Raw genomic sequence first — 19,276 nt, 5'->3', positions numbered from 1 at the left:
GGGGAAAATCGCCGCCGGATCCGTGACGCCCCTCACCGGCCGTGGCCGCGGGTCTGTCGGTGGGGTGCGCGACGATGGGGGCATGTGCGGCCGCTACGCGTCCTTCCGCGACGCCCAGGACCTCGTCGACGACCTGGCGATCGCCGACGTCGCCGACGACGCGCGGCTGCTGCCCCCGTCGTGGAACGTCGCCCCGACCGACCCGGTGCGCATCGTCGTGGAGCGGCCCCGCCGGATCGACGGGAAGAACACCGGGGAGATCACCCGCTCCCTGCAGGTCGCCCGCTGGGGCCTCGTCCCGTCGTGGGCGAAGGACCCGGGCGTGGGCGCGCGGATGATCAACGCCCGCTCCGAGACGCTGCTGGACAAGTCGGCGTTCGCCAAGCCGCTCGCCGTCCGGCGCTGCCTGCTGCCGGCGGACGGCTACTACGAGTGGCGCAAGCTCGACCTGCCGCCGGGAGACGCGGCGACGGGCGAGGCGAAGGGGCGGTCGAGGGCCAAGGTGCCCAAGCAGCCGTACTGGATCCACCCGGCGGGCGGCGGGGTGGCGGCGCTGGCGGGCCTCTACGAGTTCTGGCGCGACCGGTCCAGGGCGGACGACGACCCCGACCGCTGGCTCGTCTCGGCCACCGTGATCACCACCGCGGCCTCCGACGACCTCGAGCGCATCCACGACCGCATGCCGGTGATCCTCCCGGCGCACGCCTGGGACGCCTGGCTCGACCCCGCCGTCGGCGCCGACGAGGCGATGGCGATCGTCGGCGGCCCGCAGGTGGGCATGGCCACCCGCCCGGTGGGCGACGCCGTCGGGTCGGTGCAGAACAACCGGCCGTCGCTCCTCGACCTCGACCCCGACCCGCGCGACCCCGACGCGGCGGCCGCCGGCGAGGGCTGACCGCGCCTCGCCCGAACCCCGGCGGTCGTGCGGTTGCAGGCCGGCCCCACCATCTCGACGCGCTCAGGAGCCGGTGTATGCCCGCTGCAGCCGCACGGGCGTGATCTCGCCGATGCCCTGGACCTCCTGCGGCTCCTGCGCCGTCAGCGCATAGCGGGCCGACGACGACAGCAGCTTGGCGGTCGGCGGGTCCACCAGCACCGACGTCGGCTCCGCCAGCTCGGTGATGCGCGAGGCGAGGTTGACGTCCGGCCCGAAGACGTCGCCGAACCGCGACAGCACGCGGCCCCACACGAGGCCGACCCGCACGGGGATCTGGTCGTCCGCGGCGTGCGGCGCGGCCAGGCCGAGCGCGACCTCCGCCCCGGTGGTCACGTCGTCGGCCACGAACAGCACCGCGTCGCCGATGGTCTTGACCACGCGCCCGCCCGCCTCCGTGATGACGTCGCGGGCCCGCGACTCGAAGAGCTGCACGAACTCGGCCAGCTCCTGGGAGCCGAGCCCTGCCGTGCGCTTGGTGAACGACACGATGTCGGCGAAGCCCACCGCGCGCCGCAGCGGAAGCTCGTCCACCCCACCCGCGGCTGCGGCGCCGTGCGCGCCGCCGAACTCCGTCGCGAGCCGGCCCGTGAGCGCGGCCAGCTGCAGCCGCCACGCGTGCTCGAGCTGCCGCGCCATCTTGTCCGCGAGCTCGGGCACCCGGTCCAGCGCCGTGAGGCGCGCGCTCACGTCGTCGAGCCCGCGGCGGCGCTGGATCAGCTCGACCAGGGCCTCCACGTGCCACAGCGCGAGCCGGTCCGTGGTGTGCCCGAGGGAGCGGATGAAGGTCATCTGCGCCTGCTCGTCGAGCCCCTCGGCGTCGACCAGCTCGCCGATCTCGCGCAGCGCCCGCATGTCCGCGTCGGTGAACCAGGCGTCCGTGGGGTGGGTGACGGGCAGGCCGAGCCAGCGCCAGTAGTTCTCGATGAACTCCCGCGACAGCCCGGTGCCCTCCACCAGGTCGGGCAGGGTGTAGCGCCGCGGGCCGCCGAGGATCTCCCGGTCGAGGCGCGCGGCCGTGTCCGTCGACCGTCGCTCGCCCGCGGCGGACCCCGCCGGCCCCTCCCCGCCTGCCGGGACGTCGTCGTCGGTGGGGTTGCCGGTGGTGGTGTCGCTCGTCACGCGACAACTGTAGTGCGCGTCACCTGGGCGCCCGCTGAGCCCGCGGCCATGCGCTCCTCGCCCTCCCCCTCACGCCGGCGGGACACGCAGGTGGTGCACGTCCCCCGCGCCGACGACTCGCTCGCCGGCGGGGGTGGCGAGCACCAGCGCCCCGTCGTCGGCGATCCGCACGGCCTCGCCCTCGACGACCTCGGCGCCTCCGGCCAGCTCGGCACGCACGACCGCCCCGAGCGTCGCGGACCGGGCGGCGTACTCGTCGGCCAGCCCGGCCGCCCGCGCGTCGCCGCCCGAGCGCTCCAGCCGCCCGACGGCGCCGACCAGCTCGCGCACCATCGCAGCCAGCAGCGCGGTGCGGTCGGTCGCGGACGGCACCGCTCCCGACGCCGCGCCCGCGAGCGCCAGCGACGTCGCGGTGGGCACGGGAAGCTCGCCGGCCTCCTGCGAGACGTTCAGCCCGACCCCGACGACGACCGCCGGCGCGTCCTGACCCGGCACCACCTCCGCGAGGATGCCGGCGACCTTGCGGTACGCGCCGAGGCCGGGGGCGGTGTCGGCCGCGGGCAGGAGCACGTCGTTGGGCCACTTGAGCCGGGCGTCGACGCCGGCGTCGTCGAGGGCGCGCGCGACGGCGACCCCGGCGGCCAGCGGCACCCAGCCCAGCACGGCGGCCGGCAGGCGCGGGCGCAGCAGGGTCGACACCGTGAGGGCGGCGCGCGGCGGCGTCTCCCACGCCCGGCCCGCGCGCCCGCGGCCGGCGGCCTGGTGCTCGGCGACCAGGACGGCGGGGGCCGGCCACGCCCCCGGGTCCCGGCGCGCGGCCGCCACCAGCGCGGTGTTCGTGGACGGCGAGGCGTCGACGACGTCGAGCCGGCGCAGCGGGCCGGCGGGGGCGAGCAGCGCCGCGCGCAGGGCGGCGGCGTCGAGCGGTGGACGCGGCATGCCCCGATCCTGCCGCAGCGGGCACCGATCACGGGCCGATTGTGGGGAACCTCCAAGAGATCGCCGCACCGCGGCGGCCTGTCGCCCATCGATCCGTAGGCATCGGCCATCTAGGGTCGGTCGGGTGAACGACGCGACCACGGCCGACGCCGCCGAGCCGACCATCCGCACGGGCACCGCCGCCAAGCTCGCCGACCTGGAGCGCCGCCGCGCGGAGGCCCTCACCGACGCCGAGGAGAAGGCCAAGGCCCGGCAGCACCCCCGCGGGAAGAAGACGGCGCGCGAGCGGATCGAGGCGCTGTGCGACGAGGGCAGCTTCGTCGAGCTCGACGCGCTCGCCAAGCACCGCAGCCGCAACTTCGGCCTGGACAAGCGCCGGGTCGCGGGCGACGGCGTCGTGGTCGGGTACGGCACGGTCGACGGCCGCCAGGTGTGCGTGTTCAGCCAGGACTTCACCGTGTTCGGCGGGTCGCTCGGCGAGGTGCACGGCGAGAAGATCGCCAAGGTGCAGGACCTCGCGCTGCGCACGGGCGTGCCGATCGTCGGCATCTCCGACGGCGGCGGCGCCCGCATCCAGGAGGGCGTCGCGGCGCTCACGCAGTTCGCGGAGATGTTCCGCCGCAACGTCGCCGCGTCGGGCGTCATCCCGCAGATCTCCCTCATCCTCGGCCCCAGCGCGGGCGGCGCGGTGTACTCCCCCGCCCTGACGGACTTCATCGTCATGGCCGACGGCACCTCGAACATGTTCATCACCGGCCCGGACGTGATCCGCACGGTCACCGGGGAGGACGTCGACTTCGAGACGCTCGGCGGCGGGCGCACGCACAACAGCACGTCCGGCGTCGCCCACTACCTGGGCGCGGACGAGGACGACGCGATCGACTACGTGCGCCACCTGATCGGCTACCTGCCGCAGAACAACCTCGGCGACGCGCCCTCGTTCCCGCCCGAGGACGAGCTCCCGCTCGAGGTCACCGACGACGACGAGGCGCTCGACGTCATCGTCCCCGACAGCGACAACCAGCCGTACGACATGCGGGCCGTCGTGGAGACCGTCCTCGACCCGGAGTCGTTCCTCGAGGTGCAGCCCCTGTTCGCGCAGAACGTGCTGGTCGGCTTCGGCCACGTCGAGGGGCAGTCGGTCGGCATCGTCGCGAACCAGCCGCTGTCCATGGCCGGCACGCTCGACATCGACGCCGCCGAGAAGGCGGCCCGGTTCGTGCGCACCTGCGACGCCTTCAACATCCCCGTGCTGACCTTCGTCGACGTGCCCGGCTTCCTGCCCGGCGTGGGCCAGGAGCACCAGGGCATCATCCGCCGCGGCGCCAAGCTCATCTACGCCTACGCCGAGGCGACGGTGCCGCTGGTCACCGTCATCACCCGCAAGGCGTACGGCGGCGCGTACATCGTCATGGGCTCCAAGCAGCTCGGCGCCGACGTGAACCTCGCGTGGCCGACGGCGCAGGTCGCGGTGATGGGCGCGTCCGGCGCGGTGAACATCCTGCAGCGCTCGGCGCTCAAGGAGGTCGCGGAGTCCGGCGGTGACGTCGAGGCCGAGCGCCAGCGCCTCACCGACGAGTACACCGAGGCGATCGTCAACCCGTGGGACGCCGCCGAGCGCGGGTACGTCGACGCCGTCATCCGGCCGTCGGAGACGCGCGTGCAGGTGGTGCGCGCGCTGCGGGCGCTGCGCAGCAAGCGCGCGAGCCTGCCGCCGAAGAAGCACGGCAACATCCCGCTGTGACCGGTGGTGGTCGAGCCCGGCCGGGGCAAGGGAGAATGAACCGATGAGCCACGAGGACGCCACCCACGGACCGGCCCCGCTCGGGTCGGTCGACCCGGAGCCGCTGCACCGCGCCGTCGACACGCTGGCCGAGGCCCTGCACCAGTACGTCCAGACGGCGGTCGGCGTGCGCGCCGAGTTCGGTGCCGCGGAGGCAGACGAGGACCCGCGGGTCCTCGCGCTGGAGAACCGGGTCGGGCAGCTCAACGCCGCCGTCTTCGACTCCCTGCACGACTCGCTGGGCATGCACCCCGACCTCACCAGCTCGGTGTGGGAGGCGCAGGACGGCCCGGAGCCGGAGCACGCGCACGTCGCCCCGGAGGGCGCCGTGGCGGCGGAGGTCTTCTACCTCGGCTTCGTCGTGGCCGACCCCGCCCCGGGCGCGAGCATGACGCTCGACGGCGTGATCGAGCTGCTCGACGAGGCGGGCGGCGACGTGGCGCAGCGCCTGTTCGACGGCGGTTACGAGGTCGCGGAGTGGGCGACGTCGCGGGGCGCGGCCGTGGAGTTCGGCGACGACCCGGACGACGACCTCGACACCGACGACACCGACGACACCGACACCGGCGGCGGCGCCCCCGGGGCCGGCCCGCAGGAGGACCGATGAACCAGGTGCGCGTGCTGCGCGGCGAGCCCGACGACGTGGAGGTCGCCGCCCTGGTGGCGGGGCTGGCGGCGGTCGCGTCCGCCAGCGGGCTTCCCGACGACGAGGCGCCCGTCGACGAGTGGACCAACCGCGCGCGCACGGTCCGCGGCAACGGCGCGGGCGTGACCGCGAAGACCTTCGGCGGCCGGTGGGGCCGCCACCACGCCGACGCGTGGCGCTGGAGCCTGCACTCGTGAGCGTCCTGTGGCAGCAGGTCCCGGACGTCGACGCCGTCGAGGCCCCGCTCGACGAGCTGCCCGCCGCCGACCGGCCGGGGTGGCTGCGGCGGTGGCTGTGGGCGCCGGCCCTCGTCGTGGCGGTCGGCCTGTACGTCGTGCGGCGGACCATCACCGACCCGTCCGGCGAGGTGGAGATGTGGCTCTTCCTCGGGATGCTCGCGGCGCTGATGGTCACGGCCGTGACCTCCCTCGTGCGCTACCGGGACGACCAGCGGACCGCGGCCGAGACCCGCGCGGCGAAGGCGTTCGCCTCGGGCGCGCGGTCGGTCACGGGCACGGTGCTCGTGCGCGAGCGCACCATGTCCGGCGGCCGGCTGCTCAGCGGCCTGGTCTCCTACCCGACCGACGACGGCACGGCGGAGCAGACGTGGTCGCACATGCTCAAGGGGCGCCCCGACGACGCGGCCGACGATACCGACGAAGGTGCCGAGGGCACCGCGGCGCTGCCCCCGCGCGACGGCGACCCCGTCGCCGTGTGGTGGGCGCCCGGCACCGAGACCGTCGTGGTGCGGTACCACCGCGACTGGGCCGACGCCGTGCGGCGCCGGGCCCAGGGACGCTGACCCCGGCCCGACGCCGCCGCGTCGTCGGTCGACGGTCACAGCACGTGACGGTCACATCAGGTAGCGGTCACAGGACGACGGCACTCACAGCACGACGGCACTCAGCGCGGCGACGGCGCCGAAGGCAGCGAGGCCCTGGATGCCCGTGGCCACGGTGAGGGTGCGGTAGGCCGTCCCCACCGGGATGCGGCTCATGCGGGACACCACCCAGAAGTACGAGTCGTTGGCGTGCGAGACCACCATCGCGCCGGCCCCGATCGCCAGCACGGCCAGCACCGTGCCCTGGGTCGTCCCGAGGCCGAGCGAGCCCAGCAGCGGCGCGACGAGCGCGGACGACGTCACCATCGCGACGGTCGACGAGCCCTGCGCCGTCTTGAGCGCGGCGGCGAGCAGGAACGGGACCGCGATGCCGAGACCGAGGGTGGCGAGGTTCTCGCTGAGGAAGTCCGTCAGGGACGACGCCGCGAGGACCGCGCCGAACCCGGCCCCGGCAGCCGTGACCAGCAGGATCGGCGCCGCGACCCGGATGGCGCTCTCGACGAGCTCGTTGAACGCCGTCCGTCCCCCACGCCCTCGCAGGAGGCCGACGGACGCGAGCATGCCCACGGCGAGCGCGATCACCGGCGTGCCCGCGAAGTCCAGCACGGTGAGCACCGTGCCTTCCCCGAGGGGCGCGCTCGGCAGGTTCGCGACCGAGCCGACACAGATGAGCACGAGGGGAAGCAGGATCGGCCCGAACGCCGCGAACGTCCCCGGGAGGCGTCCGTAGGACGCCCGCAGGGCGGCGTAGTCGGTGGCCTCGTCGACGTCGTCCTCGCCGGCCGGCTCGAGCGGGACGTCCCGGCGCAGGAACGCGTTGGCGAACAGGAGCGCCACGAGCGCCGAGACGAGCGCGACCGGGAGGCCGTACGCGATGATCACGCCCACCGAGTCCTCGATGCCGAGGTTCGACGCCGCCGCCAACGGACCCGGCGTCGGGGGCACCAGCGTGTGCGTGGCGTACAGCCCCGTCATGAGCGCGATCGCGGTGGCGACGAGGGACGCGCCGGTGCGCAGCGACACGGCCTTGCGCAGCGAGTTGAGGATGACGTACCCGGAGTCGCAGAACACCGGGATCGACACCACGTACCCGATCAGCGACATCGTCAGCGTCGGGAACCGTTCGCCGACGACCTTGATGATCGCCTCGGCCATGACGATCGCCGCTCCGGACCGCTCCAGGACGACGCCGATGATGGTGCCGAAGAGGATGACCAGGCCGATGTTGCCGAGCGTGCCGCCGAAGGCGTCGGAGATCGTCGTGACGATCTCGGAGGTCGGCAGGCCGAAGGCGAACGCGCCGATCAGCGCCGCTCCCAGCAGCGCGAGGAACGGGCTGATCCGCCAGCGCGACGTGACCAGCACGATGGCGGCGACGAGGACGAGCAGGACGACGATCTCGAACATGCACAGGCTCCTTTGCCCAGGACGGTCTCTGGTCGTTCTCGGGGTCGGGTCTCGAGGTCGTTCTCGAGGTCGGTCCCGGTCAGGCGGGGTCGCGGCCCGCCGCGAACAGGCGGCACACGTGCGCGGCGGTGCGCTCGAGCTCCACGACGGCGTCGCGGCTCAGCTCCGGGAGCGTCCGCGGGCCGGGGGCGATGGAGAACGCGGCGGCGATCCCGGCGTCCGCGACCTGCCCCGGGGTGAGCTCCACTCCCCCGGCGACCACCACGACCGTCGCACCGGGCCGCGCGAGCCGGACGACCGTGTCGACGACCTTCCCGTGCAGCGACTGCTCGTCGAGCCGGCCCTCGCCGGTGAGGACGAGGTCGGCGTCCGCGAGCGCCGCGTCCAGGCCCACGGCCTCGGCCACGAGCGTGCCGCCGGGCACCAGCTCCGCGTCGAGGACGGCGGACAGTCCGGCCGGCAGCCCGCCCGAGGCGCCCGCGCCGGGCAGGTCGCGCACGTCGCGGCCGGTCGCGGCGGCCAGCGCGTCGGCGAGCCGGGTCAGCCCCGCCTCGAGCGCCGTGACGTCGTCGGGCGTCGCGCCTTTCTGCGGCCCGAAGACGGCCGCGGCGCCGCGCCGGCCGAGCAGCGGGTTGTCGACGTCGCACGCGATGCGCCAGCGCACGTGGCGCGCCCGGGCGTCGATCCCGGCGGCGTCGACGCGCGCCAGGTCGCGCAGGCCACCGCCGCCGGGCCCGACGGGCGTGCCGTCGGCGTCGAGGAACCGCACGCCGAGCGCGTCGAGGAGGCCGGCGCCGCCGTCGGTGGTGGCGGAGCCCCCGACGAAGAGCACGACCTCCTCCGCCTTCGGCGCGGCGGCCAGCGCGGCGAGCGCCAGCGTGCCGACGCCGTGGCTGGTGGCCTCCAGCGGCCGCAGGCCGTCCGCGACGAGGGGCAGCCCGTACGCCTCGGCGGCCTCGACCAGGACGGTGCGCCCGTCCGGCGAGACGCCGTAGCGCGCGGTGACGGGCCGGCCCAGGGCGTCCGTGGTCGGGCACGTGCCGGCCACGACGCCCCACGCGTCCAGGACCGCGTCGAGCGTGCCCTCCCCGCCGTCGGCGAACGGGATCGCGCGGACGTCGGCCCCGTCGCCGAGCGCGGCGCGGGCGCCCGCGGCGAGCGCCGTCGCGACCTGCGTCGCGGTGGCGCTGCCCTTGAACGAGTCCGGGGCGACCACCACCCGCAGCGGCGACGTCGGGTCGGTGGCGTCGATGGCCTGGTCGTGGATCACGTCGTCGTGCACGGCGGCGAGGCTACCGGCCCGGCGCGACCTGTGTGCGCGTGTCTCGGAAGGTCCGGCGTGCGAGGCCCTTATGCCCTCGCGATGATCGTGGGGACGGGCGACCCCCGTCGCCCGGGACAGGAGGCACGACCGTGGGTATCGGACTCGGCATCTTCCTCGTCGTCGTCGGCGCCGTCCTCGCGTTCGCGATCGCACCGGACACGTGGGAGGTCGTCAACCTCAACATCGTCGGCTACATCTGCATCGGCGCCGGCGTCCTCGCGCTGATCCTCGGGCTGGTGCAAAACCGCCAGCGAGCGCACACCAGCCACCGTGTCGAGCGTTACGACGACCGGACGCCACCGCCCGTCTGACCGGCGGTGTCGCCCGAACCTGGGTCTAGGCTGCGCGTGTGACCCAGGACACCGGAGCCCCGACGATCTCCCGCACCGCCACCGCGATCGACGCCGCCGCGGACGCGTACGTCGCACGCAGCGCCGCGCTCGACCCGATGACGGCGACCGCGATCGGCGTGCCCGGGCACGACCATCTCCTGACCGACCTCTCCCCCGCCGGGCACGAGGAGCGCGCCGCCGCCGACCGGGACGTGCTGCGCGAGCTGGACTCGATCGAGCGCGACGGGGGCGGCCCGGTCGACGACGTCGACCGCGTCACCCTGGCCGCGATGCGGGAGCGCCTCGGCCTCGCGCTGGAGCTGCACGAGGCGGGCGAGCCGCTCGCCAGCCTCAACAACATCGAGTCGCCGGTGCAGCAGCTGCGCGACGTCTTCGACCTCATGCCGACCGGCTCGGTCGAGGCGTGGGAGAACGTGGCGTCGCGGCTCACGGCGATCCCGGAGGCGGTGGAGGGCTACGTCGCGTCGCTCACGGAGGCGGCGCGGCGCGGCCAGGTCGCCGCGATCCGGCAGGTGCGCGAGGGGGTCGCGCAGTCCCGCGAGCTGGCGGGGCTGGACGGCCACACGTCGTTCTTCCGCAGCCTCGTGCGCAGCGACGACGCGGCCGCGGTGCTCGACGAGTCGTCCGCCTGCAGCCTGGTGCGCGCCGAGCTGGAGCGCGGCGCCGACGCCGCGGCGTCCGCGTACGCGCGGCTCGCCGACTTCCTCGAGCGCGACCTGGCGCCGCGCGCCCCCGAGCGGGACGCGGTCGGGCGCGACCGGTACGCCCTGTTCTCCCGGGAGTTCCTCGGGGCCCAGGTCGACCTCGACGAGACCTACGAGTGGGGCCTGGACGAGCTCGCCCGCATCGTCGCCGAGCAGGAGGCCGTCGCGGCGCAGATCGCCGGGCCGGGGGCCAGCGTCGCCGACGCCGTCGCCGCCCTCGACACCGACCCCGCGCGGACGCTGCACGGCACCGACGAGCTGCGCCGCTGGATGCAGGAGACCGCGGAGGCCGCGATCGCCGACCTGTCCGGCACGCACTTCGACATCGCGGGCCCGGTGCGCACGATCGAGTGCCGCATCGCCCCCACCCAGACCGGCGGCATCTACTACACCCCGCCGAGCGACGACTTCTCCCGCCCGGGCCGCATGTGGTGGTCCGTGCCCGCCGACGTCACGACCTTCAACACCTGGCGCGAGAAGACGACGGTCTACCACGAGGGCGTGCCGGGCCACCACCTGCAGTGCGCCGCCACCGTCGTCGCCCGCGACACCCTCAACTCCTGGCGCCGGCTGATGTGCTGGGTGTCGGGCCACGGCGAGGGCTGGGCGCTGTACGCCGAGCGGCTGATGGCCGACCTGGGGCACCTCGACGACCCGGGCGACCGGTTCGGCATGCTCGACGCGCAGCGGATGCGCGCCGCCCGCGTCGTGCTCGACATCGGCGTGCACCTGGGCAAGCGGGCGCCCGAGCAGTGGGGCGGCGGTATCTGGGACGCCGAGAAGGCGCTGCCGTTCCTCTCGGCGAACGTCAACATGCCCGCGTCGTTCGTGCGCTTCGAGCTCAACCGCTACCTCGGCTGGCCCGGGCAGGCGCCGTCGTACAAGGTGGGCCAGCGGCTGTGGGAGCAGGCGCGGGACGAGGCCCGGGCCGCGGCGACCGCCCGTGGCGAGGAGCTCGACCTCAAGGCCTTCCACGCCCGGGCCCTCGGGCTGGGTTCGGTGGGCCTGGACGTGCTGCGCGGGGCGCTGTCCTGACGGCGGCCGCCGGGCGGGCGGCGAGGCGCAACCGATGAGCGGGATCCTCACCGGCTTCGCCATCATCGGCGTGGTCGTCGCCGTGGGCTGGTTGGCGGCGCGGCTACGTCTCGGCGGCCCCGACGCGCGGACCACGCTCAACCGGATCGGGTTCTTCGTCGCGAGCCCCGCGCTGCTGTTCACGGTCGTCGCGCGCGCGGACGTCGGGGCGCTGTTCCAGGCGCCGCTGCTGGTGCAGGCCGCGGCGGCCGTCGGGACGGCGGCGCTCTTCGTCGTCGTGAACGCCGTGTGGCTCCGCCGCCCGGCCGCCGAGGCCACCATCGGGGCCGTGGGGGCCGGCTACGTCAACGCCAACAACATCGGCCTGCCCGTGGCGGTGTACGTGCTCGACGACGCGTCCGCGGTGGTGCCGGTGATCCTGCTGCAGCTGCTGGTGCTCGCCCCGGTGACGCTGCTGGTGCTGGACGCCCTGACGACCGGGCGGGTCTCGGTGCGCTTCGTGCTGGCGCAGCCGGTGCGCAACCCGATCATCCTGGGGTCGCTCGCCGGCGCGGTGGTGTCCGTGGCGGGCTGGACGCCGCCCGACGTGGTGATGGCGCCGCTGGAGATCCTCGGCGGCGCGGCGATCCCGATGATCCTGCTCGCGTTCGGGATGTCGCTGCACGGCTCGCGGCCGCTCGCCGCCGGGTCGGGACGCGGCACCGTGCTGGTCGCGGCGGCGCTCAAGGCGGTCATGATGCCGGTCCTGGCGTTCGTGCTGGCCCGGTACGCCGTCGGCCTGGACGACGCCGGCGTGGTCACGGCGGTGACCCTCGCCGCCCTCCCCACGGCGCAGAACGTGTACAACTACGCGGCGCGCTTCCGTACCGGAGAGGTGCTCGCCCGCGACGTCATCCTCGTCACGACGCTCGCCTCCCCCGCGGTGCTCGTCGTCGCGACGCTGCTGCTCCACTGACCGGCGCCGGCCCACGGACCGGTGCCCGTCGCACGCCCGCCGCGGTAGCGTGCGTGCGTGCCGCACTCCCATGTCTCGCCGGTCCCGCTGGTCCTCGCCTCGAAGTCCCCCGCCCGCCTCGCCACCCTGGCCGCCGCCGGCGTCACGCCGCGGGTGGTGGTGTCCGACGTCGACGAGCCGGCGGTCCTGGCCGCCGCCCGGGAACGCTTCGGCGCCCTGGAGCCGGCCGACGCCGTCCTGGTGCTCGCACAGGCGAAGGCAGAGGCGGTGGCACGCGAGGTCTCGGACGCGCTCGTGCTGGGCGGCGACTCGATGCTGGAGCTCGACGGCGAGGTCGTCGGCAAGCCGGCGGACGCGGACGACGCACGGGCCCGTTGGCGGGCCATGCGGGGCCGGTCCGCCGTGCTGCACACCGGGCACTGGCTCGTGGACGCGCGCGACGCCGACGACGGCGGCACGGGCGCGACGCTCGGTGCGACGTCGTCCACCACCGTGCACTTCGCGGACGTCGACGACGCCGAGATCGACGCGTACGTCGCCACCGGCGAGCCGATGCACGTCGCGGGGGCGTTCACCATCGACGGCCTCGGCGGGCCCTACGTGGAGCGGGTCGAGGGCGACCACCACGGCGTCGTCGGCCTGAGCCTGCCGCTGCTGCGGTCGCTGCTCGCCGAGCTCGACATCCCGTGGCGGACCCTGCGCGACGCCGGCTGAGCCTGTCGAAACCACCAACGACCGACGGCTCCGGCAGCCCGATGGGGCGCAGTCCATGTCGGATCCCTCCAAACGGGCCCGAACGCCGTTGGCACCGGGCACAGACTTCTCCGCCCGCGGCCCGCGAGTGCCGGAGGGACCAGGCGCACGCGTTACCGTGAGCCGTGCCCACCATCAGCAAGGTCCTCGTCGCCAACCGCGGTGAGATCGCCGTCCGTATCGCCCGCGCGTGCGCCGATGCCGGCCTCGCCTCCGTCGCCGTCTACGCCGACCCTGACCGGGACTCGCTGCACGTGCGCCTCGCCGACGAGGCGTTCGCCCTGCACGGCGTGCGTGCCGCCGAGACCTACCTCGACGCGGACAAGCTCCTCGACGTCGCCCGCCGCTCCGGCGCCGATGCCGTGCACCCGGGGTACGGCTTCCTGTCGGAGGACGCCCGGTTCGCGCAGGCCGTGATGGACGCCGGCCTGGTGTGGGTGGGCCCGCCGCCCGCGGCGATCGAGGCGCTGGGCGACAAGGTGAGCGCGCGGCACATCGCGCACGCCGCGGGCGCCCCGCTCGTGCCCGGCACGCCGGACCCCGTGACGGGCGCCGACGAGGTGCACGCGTTCGCGGCCGAGCACGGGCTGCCGATCGCGATCAAGGCGGCGTTCGGCGGCGGCGGTCGCGGCCTCAAGGTCGCGCGCAGCGCGGACGAGATCGACGAGCTGTACGAGTCTGCGGTGCGCGAGGCGACGGCGGCCTTCGGCCGCGGCGAGTGCTTCGTCGAGCGCTTCCTGGACCGGCCGCGGCACGTCGAGACGCAGTGTCTGGCCGACTCGCGCGGGAACGTCGTGGTGGTCTCCACCCGCGACTGCTCCCTGCAGCGGCGCCACCAGAAGCTTGTCGAGGAGGCGCCGGCGCCGTTCCTCACGCCGGAGCAGGAGGCCGAGCTCGACCGTGCGTCGAAGGCGATCCTGCGCGAGGCGGGCTACGTCGGGGCCGGCACGTGCGAGTTCCTCGTCGGGACGGACGGGACCCTGTCGTTCCTCGAGGTGAACACGCGCCTGCAGGTCGAGCACCCCGTGACCGAGGAGGTCACGGGCATCGACCTGGTGCGCGAGCAGCTGCGCATCGCGGCGGGCGAGGAGCTGGGCTACGACGCCGCGCCGGTGCGCGGGCACTCGTTCGAGTTCCGCATCAACGGCGAGGACCCGGCCGCCGGCTTCCTCCCCGCTCCCGGTACCGTCACGACGCTGCGCTGGCCCAGCGGGCCCGGCGTGCGCGTCGACACCGGTGTCGTCGAGGGCGACACGATCTCCGGCGCGTTCGACTCGATGCTCGCCAAGCTGATCGTCACCGGCGCCGACCGCACCCAGGCGGCGCAGCGGGCCCGGCGGGCGCTTCGCGAGCTCGAGGTCGCGGGCATCCCGACGGTCGTGCCGTTCCACCGCGCCGTGCTCGACTCCGAGGACTTCGTGCCCTCCGACGGCTCCGGCTTCCGCGTCCACACGCGCTGGATCGAGACCGACTTCGCGGACACCGTGGCGGGGCTCGGGCCGTCCACGCCCGCGCCCGCCCCCGAGGCCGAGGAGCCGGAGGAGCTCGCCGAGCGCGTGGTCGTCGAGGTCGGCGGACGCCGGCTCGAGGTCGTGCTGCCGGCCGGCCTCGGCGTCGCCGCGGGTCGGGCGCGCCGCGCCAACGCCGCCCGCCGTCCGGCCCGCCGCAACGGCGGCCGTGCCGCCGGCGCGTCGGGCGGCGCCACCCTCGCCTCGCCGATGCAGGGCACCATCGTCAAGGTCGCCGTCGCCGAGGGCGACACGGTGGCCGAGGGCGACCTCGTCGTCGTGCTGGAGGCGATGAAGATGGAGCAGCCGCTGCTCGCGCACCGCTCCGGCACCGTGCGGTCCCTCACCCTCGAGCCCGGGGCCGGGGTGACGGCGGGCGCCGCCATCTGCGACATCGTCGACTAGGACGCAGCGCAGGCTCAGTCGTCGGCGGGAGCGGTGGGACGAGCGACCGACGCCAGGGACCGGCGCGCGGACGGGACCGCCAGCACCACGGCGACGAACGCCGTGAGCAGCACGCCGGCGACGACGAGCAGCGACTCCACGGCGTAGGTGTCCGCGAGCGGTCCGAACACGACCATGCTCAACGGCATGGACACCGTCATGACGATGCCGACGAAGCCGAAGACCCGGCCCTGCATCTCGGGTTCCACGGTCTCCTGCAGGATCGACATCGCGGGGGTCGACATGAGGGTGAACGCCGTGCCCACGCCCAGGCCGAGCACGAAGAACACCCACAGGTTCGTGGACAGCCCCAGGCCCGCGGTCAGGACGCCGGCCGCGAGCGTGGCGCCGACGACGAGGGCGATCCGGTTGCGGACCCGCGGCCCGATGACGGCCATGAGCAGGCCGCCGGCGAGCATGCCCGAGGCCCAGAAGAGCTCGTTGGCGGTGAGCTTCCAGACCTCCTCGCCGAAGGTGCGCGTCACCATGAGGGGCGTGAGGTACGACGGCGCCCCGATGAGCAGCATCGTCACGGCGAACACCGTCATCAGCCACCGCACGGCCGCGTGGGACCGGATGTACCGCACCCCGGCCGCGAGGTCGCCGAAGTAGCTCGGCGGGGCGCCGGCGTCGGAGCGCACGAGCCGCGGGACCCGGACCAGCAGGAGCAGGCCCACGCCGACGAGTGCCGTCACGACGTCCACGAAGAACACCGCGACGATGTCGAAGTTCGCGTAGACGGCGGCTGCCAGTGCCGGCGCGAGGAGCATCATGCCGGACTGGATGGACTGGTTGATGCCGTTGATGCGGATGAGCTGGGTGGCCGGGACGATCTGCGGGACCATCGCGCTCACGGCGGGGGTCTGGATGCCGGCGAACGTGGACCGCACCGCGAGCGCCGCGTAGATGACCCACAGGTCGTCGACGCCGGAGAGCATCAGCAGCGCGAGCGCGAGCGTGACGACCGCGATCGTGGTGTCCGCGCCGATGATGAGCAGCCGGCGGTCGTGCCGGTCCGCCCACACGCCGCCGAAGATCGAGACGAACGCCTGCGGCAGCATGCCGAACACGATGCTCAGCATGAGCACGGACCCGGACTGGGTGAGGATCGTCAGGTGCCACATGACGGCGAACTGCACGAGCATCGAGCCGAGCAGGGAGACCGTCTGGCCGGTGAGGAAGACGGCGACGTTCCGCTTCCAGCGCGGGTCGTCCTCGGCGACGCCGGTGGGCGCGTCGCCGGCCTGCGTGGCGAGGTCGGCGGCGGGAGTCGTGGGGAGGTTCTCGGTCATGGGGCGGTACGGCCTTCGTTCGTCGGGGCGACGGCGGGTGGACGGGGTGGTGCAGGGGTGGACCTCGGGCCGGGCCGGTCTTCATCGGCGGGGGGCGTCGCCGAGAACATCCTCCCCGGTAGCCTGGCCGCGTGCCGAACCGTTTTCCGCCCCGTGACGTCCTGCACCGGCAGCCCGGGGACGGGTGGGTGACGTGCGGCGACCATCGTCACTGGGGCCTGCACGGCGCGGCCGGGCTGTTGCTGGCGCGGCGCGGCGGGACCCCGGGCGCCGGTGACACGGACGGGCCGGTGACCGAGGTCGTGCTGCAGCACCGTGCGCTGTGGTCGGACCAGGGTGGCACGTGGGGCGTGCCCGGTGGCGCGCTCGCGCCGGGCGAGACCGCGGTCGACGGTGCGCTGCGCGAGTCCCTGGAGGAGGCCGCGATCCTGCCGGAGTCGGTGCAGGTGGTCGGCACGCACGTGCTCGACCACGGCGCGTGGTCCTACACGACGGTCGTCGGCGAGGTGGTGCCGGGTGCCGTCGTCGAGCCCGCGGCCGCCGACCCGGAGAGCCTCGAGGTCCGCTGGGTGCGGCTCGACGAGCTGGACGGGCTGCCGCTGCTCCCGCCGTTCGCCGCGGCGCTGCCCGACCTCCTGGCGCTGCTGGACGGCGGCCGCGACTCCTGACGCCGGCCGCCCGGGACCCTCTCGGACGATGTGCACGGCACCACCCTGAGACCTCGACCAAGGTTGAGGTCAAGGCCCGGCCGGGAGGCGGACGCCGAGGGCGTCAGCGCACCTGGCCGTGCAGCACGCGCGCGGCCTCGGCGACCGACCCGGACAGCGACGGGTAGACGGTGAACGCGTCGGCGACGTCGTCGACGGTGAGCCGGTGCGCCACGGCGAGCGTGATGGGGAACACGAGCTCGCTCGCCCGCGGCGCCACCACGACGCCGCCGAGCACGACACCCGCCTCCGGATGGGCGAAGAGCTTGACGAAGCCGTCGCGCATGCCGAGCATCTTGGCCCGCGGGTTGCGCGCGAGCGGCAGCATCGTCGTGACGTAGCGTGACCCCTGCTCGCGCAGGCGCGCCTCGCTGTACCCGACGGTCGCGATCTCGGGCGCGGTGAAGATGTTCGCCGCGACCTGCTTGAGGCGCAGCGGCGCGACGGCGTCGCCCAGGGCGTGCGACATGGCGATGCGCCCCTGCATGGCCGCGACCGACGCCAGGGGCAGCATCCCCGTGCAGTCCCCGGCCGCGTAGATGCCGCGCACCGACGTCCGCGACACCTTGTCGACGGCGACGTGCCCGGACTCGGTGAGCCGCACCCCCGCCTCCTCGAGCCCCAGCCCGGCGGTCGACGGGATGCCCCCGACGGCGATGAGCACGTGCGACCCGGTGACGACCCGCCCGTCCGACAGGGTGACGGCGACGCCGTCGGCCGTCCGCTCGGCCGACGCGGCGCGCGAGCGGGACATCACGGTCATACCGCGCGAGCGGAAGACACCCTCGAGCAGCTCGGCGGCGTCCATGTCCTCGCCCGGCAGCACCCGGTCGCGCGAGGAGACGAGGACGACGTCCGAGCCCAGCGCGTGGTACGCCCCGGCGAACTCGGCGCCGGTGACGCCCGAGCCGACGACGATGAGCTTCTCGGGCAGCTCGGTCAGCCGGTAGAGCTGCGTCCAGGTGAGGATCCGCTCGCCGTCCGGGACGGCGGTGGGCAGCGTGCGCGGGGTGGCGCCCGTCGCGAGCAGGATCGTGTCCGCGTCCCGCGTGACGGTGCCGGACTCCTGCTCGACGACGACGCGCGACGGGCCGTCCAGGCGCCCGCGCCCGGTCAGCACCTCGACGCCCTCACGCTCGAGGCGGGCGCGGATGTCTGCCGACTGCGCCTCGGCGAGCGCGAGCACGCGCGCGTTCACGGCCTTCAGGTCGACCAGGTCGCGGCGGGCCCGGCTGCTGCGCGCCGCCGGGTCCACGCCCGGCTCGAGCCCGGTCTCCGACGACACGAGGGCCTCGGAGCGGATCCCCAGCTCGGGGCCCTGCTCGGCCGTGGTCAGCCACTCGGCGGTCGCGATGAGGGTCTTGGAGGGGACGACATCCGTGAGGACGGCGGCGCCGCCGACGCCGTGCCGCTCCACCACGGTCACGTGCGCGCCCAGCCGGCGTGCGACGAGGGCGGCCTCGTAGCCGCCCGGTCCGCCGCCGACGACGACGACGCGCTGGCCGCGGGGGTGGGCTGCCGGTGCGCCGGGTGCGGCGACGGGGGCAGGGGTGTCCTCAGGAGGGGTGTTCACGGTGGGCACGGGGCCATTGTGTCAGGCCCGGCGCGGGCTCGGAGCCGGTGCGGCGGGGGCCCGGTCGCCGGGCTACCCTCGGGTCCATGAGCACCACGACCCCGATCGTCCCCGACCTCGACGACCCGGCGACCGACCCGTTCGACGTGGCCCGCGCCGCCGCCGACCACATCGCCGAGGTCACGGGCGTGTCCGGGCACGACGTCGCACTGGTGCTGGGGTCGGGCTGGGGCGGCGCGGCGGAGCTCGTGGGCGACGTCGTCGCGGAGGTCCCCACCCATGAGATCCCCGGCTTCGCCCGGCCGTCGGTCGTGGGGCACGGCTCGACCACCCGCTCGATCCGGGTGGAGCGCCCGGACGGCGCCGTCCGTCACGCCCTGGTGATCGGCGGGCGCACGCACCTCTACGAGGGCAAGGGCGTGCGCCGGGTCGCGCACGGTGTCCGTACCGCCGCCGCGACCGGGTGCGAGACGGTCGTGCTCACCAACGGCTGCGGGGGCCTGCACATCTCGTGGCGGCCCGGCCAGCCGGTGCTGCTGTCCGACCACATCAACCTGACGGCGACGTCCCCGCTCGAGGGCGCGACGTTCGTCGACCTCACCGACCTCTACTCCTCGCGGCTGCGCGAGATCGCCCGCACCGTGGATCCCGAGCTGCCCGAGGGCGTGTACGCACAGTTCCCCGGGCCGCACTACGAGACCCCGGCCGAGGTCAAGATGGCGGGTCTCATGGGCGCCGACCTGGTCGGCATGTCCACGACGCTCGAGGCGATCGCCGCCCGGCACGCGGGCATGGAGGTGCTCGGCATCTCCCTGGTGACCAACCTCGCGGCCGGGATCAGCCCGCAGCCGTTGTCGCACGAGGAGGTGCTGGAGGCCGGTCAGGAGGCCGGCCCGCGCATCAGCGACCTGCTCGCGCGGATCGTGAAGTCCCTCTGACGCCGCCCGGCCCGAAGG

The 19,276-nt window shown here is 74.8% G+C and carries 18 protein-coding genes; 12 read left to right on the top strand and 6 right to left on the bottom strand.

Going from position 1 to position 19,276, the window contains the following annotated elements; genetic code table 11:
* Nucleotides 1–82: 82 nt before the first annotated feature.
* Complete coding sequence (locus IEW03_RS10875) at nt 83–895, top strand: SOS response-associated peptidase (protein WP_188523698.1); 813 nt, start codon at nt 83–85, stop codon at nt 893–895.
* A 63-nt stretch (nt 896–958) separates the two neighbouring features.
* Here the strand turns inward: IEW03_RS10875 and IEW03_RS10870 are convergent, their stop codons facing one another.
* Both IEW03_RS10870 and IEW03_RS10865 read right to left on the bottom strand, forming a co-directional pair.
* Complete coding sequence (locus IEW03_RS10870) at nt 959–2,056, bottom strand: adenylate/guanylate cyclase domain-containing protein (protein WP_188523697.1); 1,098 nt, start codon at nt 2,054–2,056, stop codon at nt 959–961.
* A gap of 69 nt (nt 2,057–2,125) precedes the next feature.
* On the bottom strand, nt 2,126–2,995 hold the full coding sequence (locus IEW03_RS10865) for a biotin--[acetyl-CoA-carboxylase] ligase (protein WP_188523696.1): 870 nt from the start codon (nt 2,993–2,995) through the stop codon (nt 2,126–2,128).
* Nucleotides 2,996–3,119: 124 nt separating this feature from the next.
* Here IEW03_RS10865 and IEW03_RS10860 point away from each other — a divergent pair, with 124 nt between their 5' ends.
* The 4 genes from IEW03_RS10860 to IEW03_RS10845 are packed head-to-tail and all read left to right on the top strand — an operon-like array spanning nt 3,120 to nt 6,226.
* Entirely contained in the window at nt 3,120–4,739 is a 1,620-nt protein-coding gene (locus IEW03_RS10860) for an acyl-CoA carboxylase subunit beta (protein WP_188523695.1), read from the top strand.
* A 43-nt stretch (nt 4,740–4,782) separates the two neighbouring features.
* Nucleotides 4,783–5,385, top strand: a complete 603-nt coding sequence (locus tag IEW03_RS10855) for a hypothetical protein (RefSeq protein ID WP_188523694.1) — start codon at nt 4,783–4,785, stop codon at nt 5,383–5,385.
* Nucleotides 5,382–5,621 carry an acyl-CoA carboxylase epsilon subunit gene (locus tag IEW03_RS10850; protein WP_188523693.1) on the top strand — a complete coding sequence of 80 codons (240 nt, stop codon included), beginning with the start codon at nt 5,382–5,384 and terminating at the stop codon, nt 5,619–5,621. The genes IEW03_RS10855 and IEW03_RS10850 overlap by 4 nt, the downstream gene beginning before the upstream one ends.
* The gene (locus tag IEW03_RS10845; RefSeq protein ID WP_188523692.1) at nt 5,618–6,226 is read left to right on the top strand and encodes a hypothetical protein; all 609 of its coding nucleotides are present in this window, start codon (nt 5,618–5,620) and stop codon (nt 6,224–6,226) included. The genes IEW03_RS10850 and IEW03_RS10845 overlap by 4 nt, the downstream gene beginning before the upstream one ends.
* Nucleotides 6,227–6,310: 84 nt before the next feature.
* Here the strand turns inward: IEW03_RS10845 and IEW03_RS10840 are convergent, their stop codons facing one another.
* The gene (locus IEW03_RS10840) at nt 6,311–7,672 is read right to left on the bottom strand and encodes a GntP family permease (protein WP_188523691.1); all 1,362 of its coding nucleotides are present in this window, start codon (nt 7,670–7,672) and stop codon (nt 6,311–6,313) included.
* A 79-nt stretch (nt 7,673–7,751) separates the two neighbouring features.
* Complete coding sequence (locus tag IEW03_RS10835) at nt 7,752–8,954, bottom strand: glycerate kinase (protein ID WP_229737920.1); 1,203 nt, start codon at nt 8,952–8,954, stop codon at nt 7,752–7,754.
* Nucleotides 8,955–9,085: 131 nt separating this feature from the next.
* Here IEW03_RS10835 and IEW03_RS10830 point away from each other — a divergent pair, with 131 nt between their 5' ends.
* The 5 genes from IEW03_RS10830 to IEW03_RS10810 all read left to right on the top strand — a co-directional run bounded on the left by IEW03_RS10830 (nt 9,086) and on the right by IEW03_RS10810 (nt 14,709).
* Entirely contained in the window at nt 9,086–9,307 is a 222-nt protein-coding gene (locus IEW03_RS10830; RefSeq protein ID WP_188523690.1) for a DUF6458 family protein, read from the top strand.
* 38 nt (nt 9,308–9,345) lie between these two features.
* Nucleotides 9,346–11,088 (top strand): DUF885 domain-containing protein, encoded by a 1,743-nt coding sequence (locus IEW03_RS10825; protein WP_188523689.1) that lies wholly within the window; start codon nt 9,346–9,348, stop codon nt 11,086–11,088.
* 34 nt (nt 11,089–11,122) lie between these two features.
* Nucleotides 11,123–12,043, top strand: a complete 921-nt coding sequence (locus IEW03_RS10820; RefSeq protein ID WP_188523688.1) for an AEC family transporter — start codon at nt 11,123–11,125, stop codon at nt 12,041–12,043.
* A gap of 57 nt (nt 12,044–12,100) precedes the next feature.
* Nucleotides 12,101–12,757 (top strand): Maf family protein, encoded by a 657-nt coding sequence (locus tag IEW03_RS10815; RefSeq protein WP_188523687.1) that lies wholly within the window; start codon nt 12,101–12,103, stop codon nt 12,755–12,757.
* A gap of 164 nt (nt 12,758–12,921) precedes the next feature.
* Nucleotides 12,922–14,709, top strand: a complete 1,788-nt coding sequence (locus tag IEW03_RS10810) for an acetyl/propionyl/methylcrotonyl-CoA carboxylase subunit alpha (RefSeq protein ID WP_188523686.1) — start codon at nt 12,922–12,924, stop codon at nt 14,707–14,709.
* Nucleotides 14,710–14,723: 14 nt separating this feature from the next.
* Here the strand turns inward: IEW03_RS10810 and IEW03_RS10805 are convergent, their stop codons facing one another.
* Nucleotides 14,724–16,040, bottom strand: coding sequence for an MFS transporter (locus IEW03_RS10805; protein ID WP_188523685.1), 1,317 nt, complete (start codon nt 16,038–16,040; stop codon nt 14,724–14,726).
* A 131-nt stretch (nt 16,041–16,171) separates the two neighbouring features.
* Between IEW03_RS10805 and IEW03_RS10800 the strand changes: the two genes are divergently transcribed.
* The gene (locus IEW03_RS10800; protein WP_188523684.1) at nt 16,172–16,708 is read left to right on the top strand and encodes an NUDIX domain-containing protein; all 537 of its coding nucleotides are present in this window, start codon (nt 16,172–16,174) and stop codon (nt 16,706–16,708) included.
* Between the two features lie 103 nt (nt 16,709–16,811).
* Here IEW03_RS10800 and IEW03_RS10795 read toward each other — a convergent pair whose 3' ends face one another.
* Nucleotides 16,812–18,329 (bottom strand): NAD(P)H-quinone dehydrogenase, encoded by a 1,518-nt coding sequence (locus tag IEW03_RS10795; RefSeq protein ID WP_229737919.1) that lies wholly within the window; start codon nt 18,327–18,329, stop codon nt 16,812–16,814.
* Between the two features lie 77 nt (nt 18,330–18,406).
* On the opposite strand from IEW03_RS10795, the gene IEW03_RS10790 reads away from it, so the two are divergent.
* Nucleotides 18,407–19,258: a purine-nucleoside phosphorylase gene (locus IEW03_RS10790; protein ID WP_188523683.1), complete on the top strand. Its 852-nt coding sequence runs from the start codon at nt 18,407–18,409 to the stop codon at nt 19,256–19,258.
* Nucleotides 19,259–19,276 lie beyond the last annotated feature (18 nt).

Source organism: Isoptericola cucumis, assembly GCF_014635665.1.
Taxonomy (GTDB): Bacteria; Actinomycetota; Actinomycetes; order Actinomycetales; family Cellulomonadaceae; genus Isoptericola; species Isoptericola cucumis.
The sequence above is the reverse complement of the archived record's forward strand: the minus strand, read 5'-3'. Positions and strand labels throughout refer to the sequence as shown.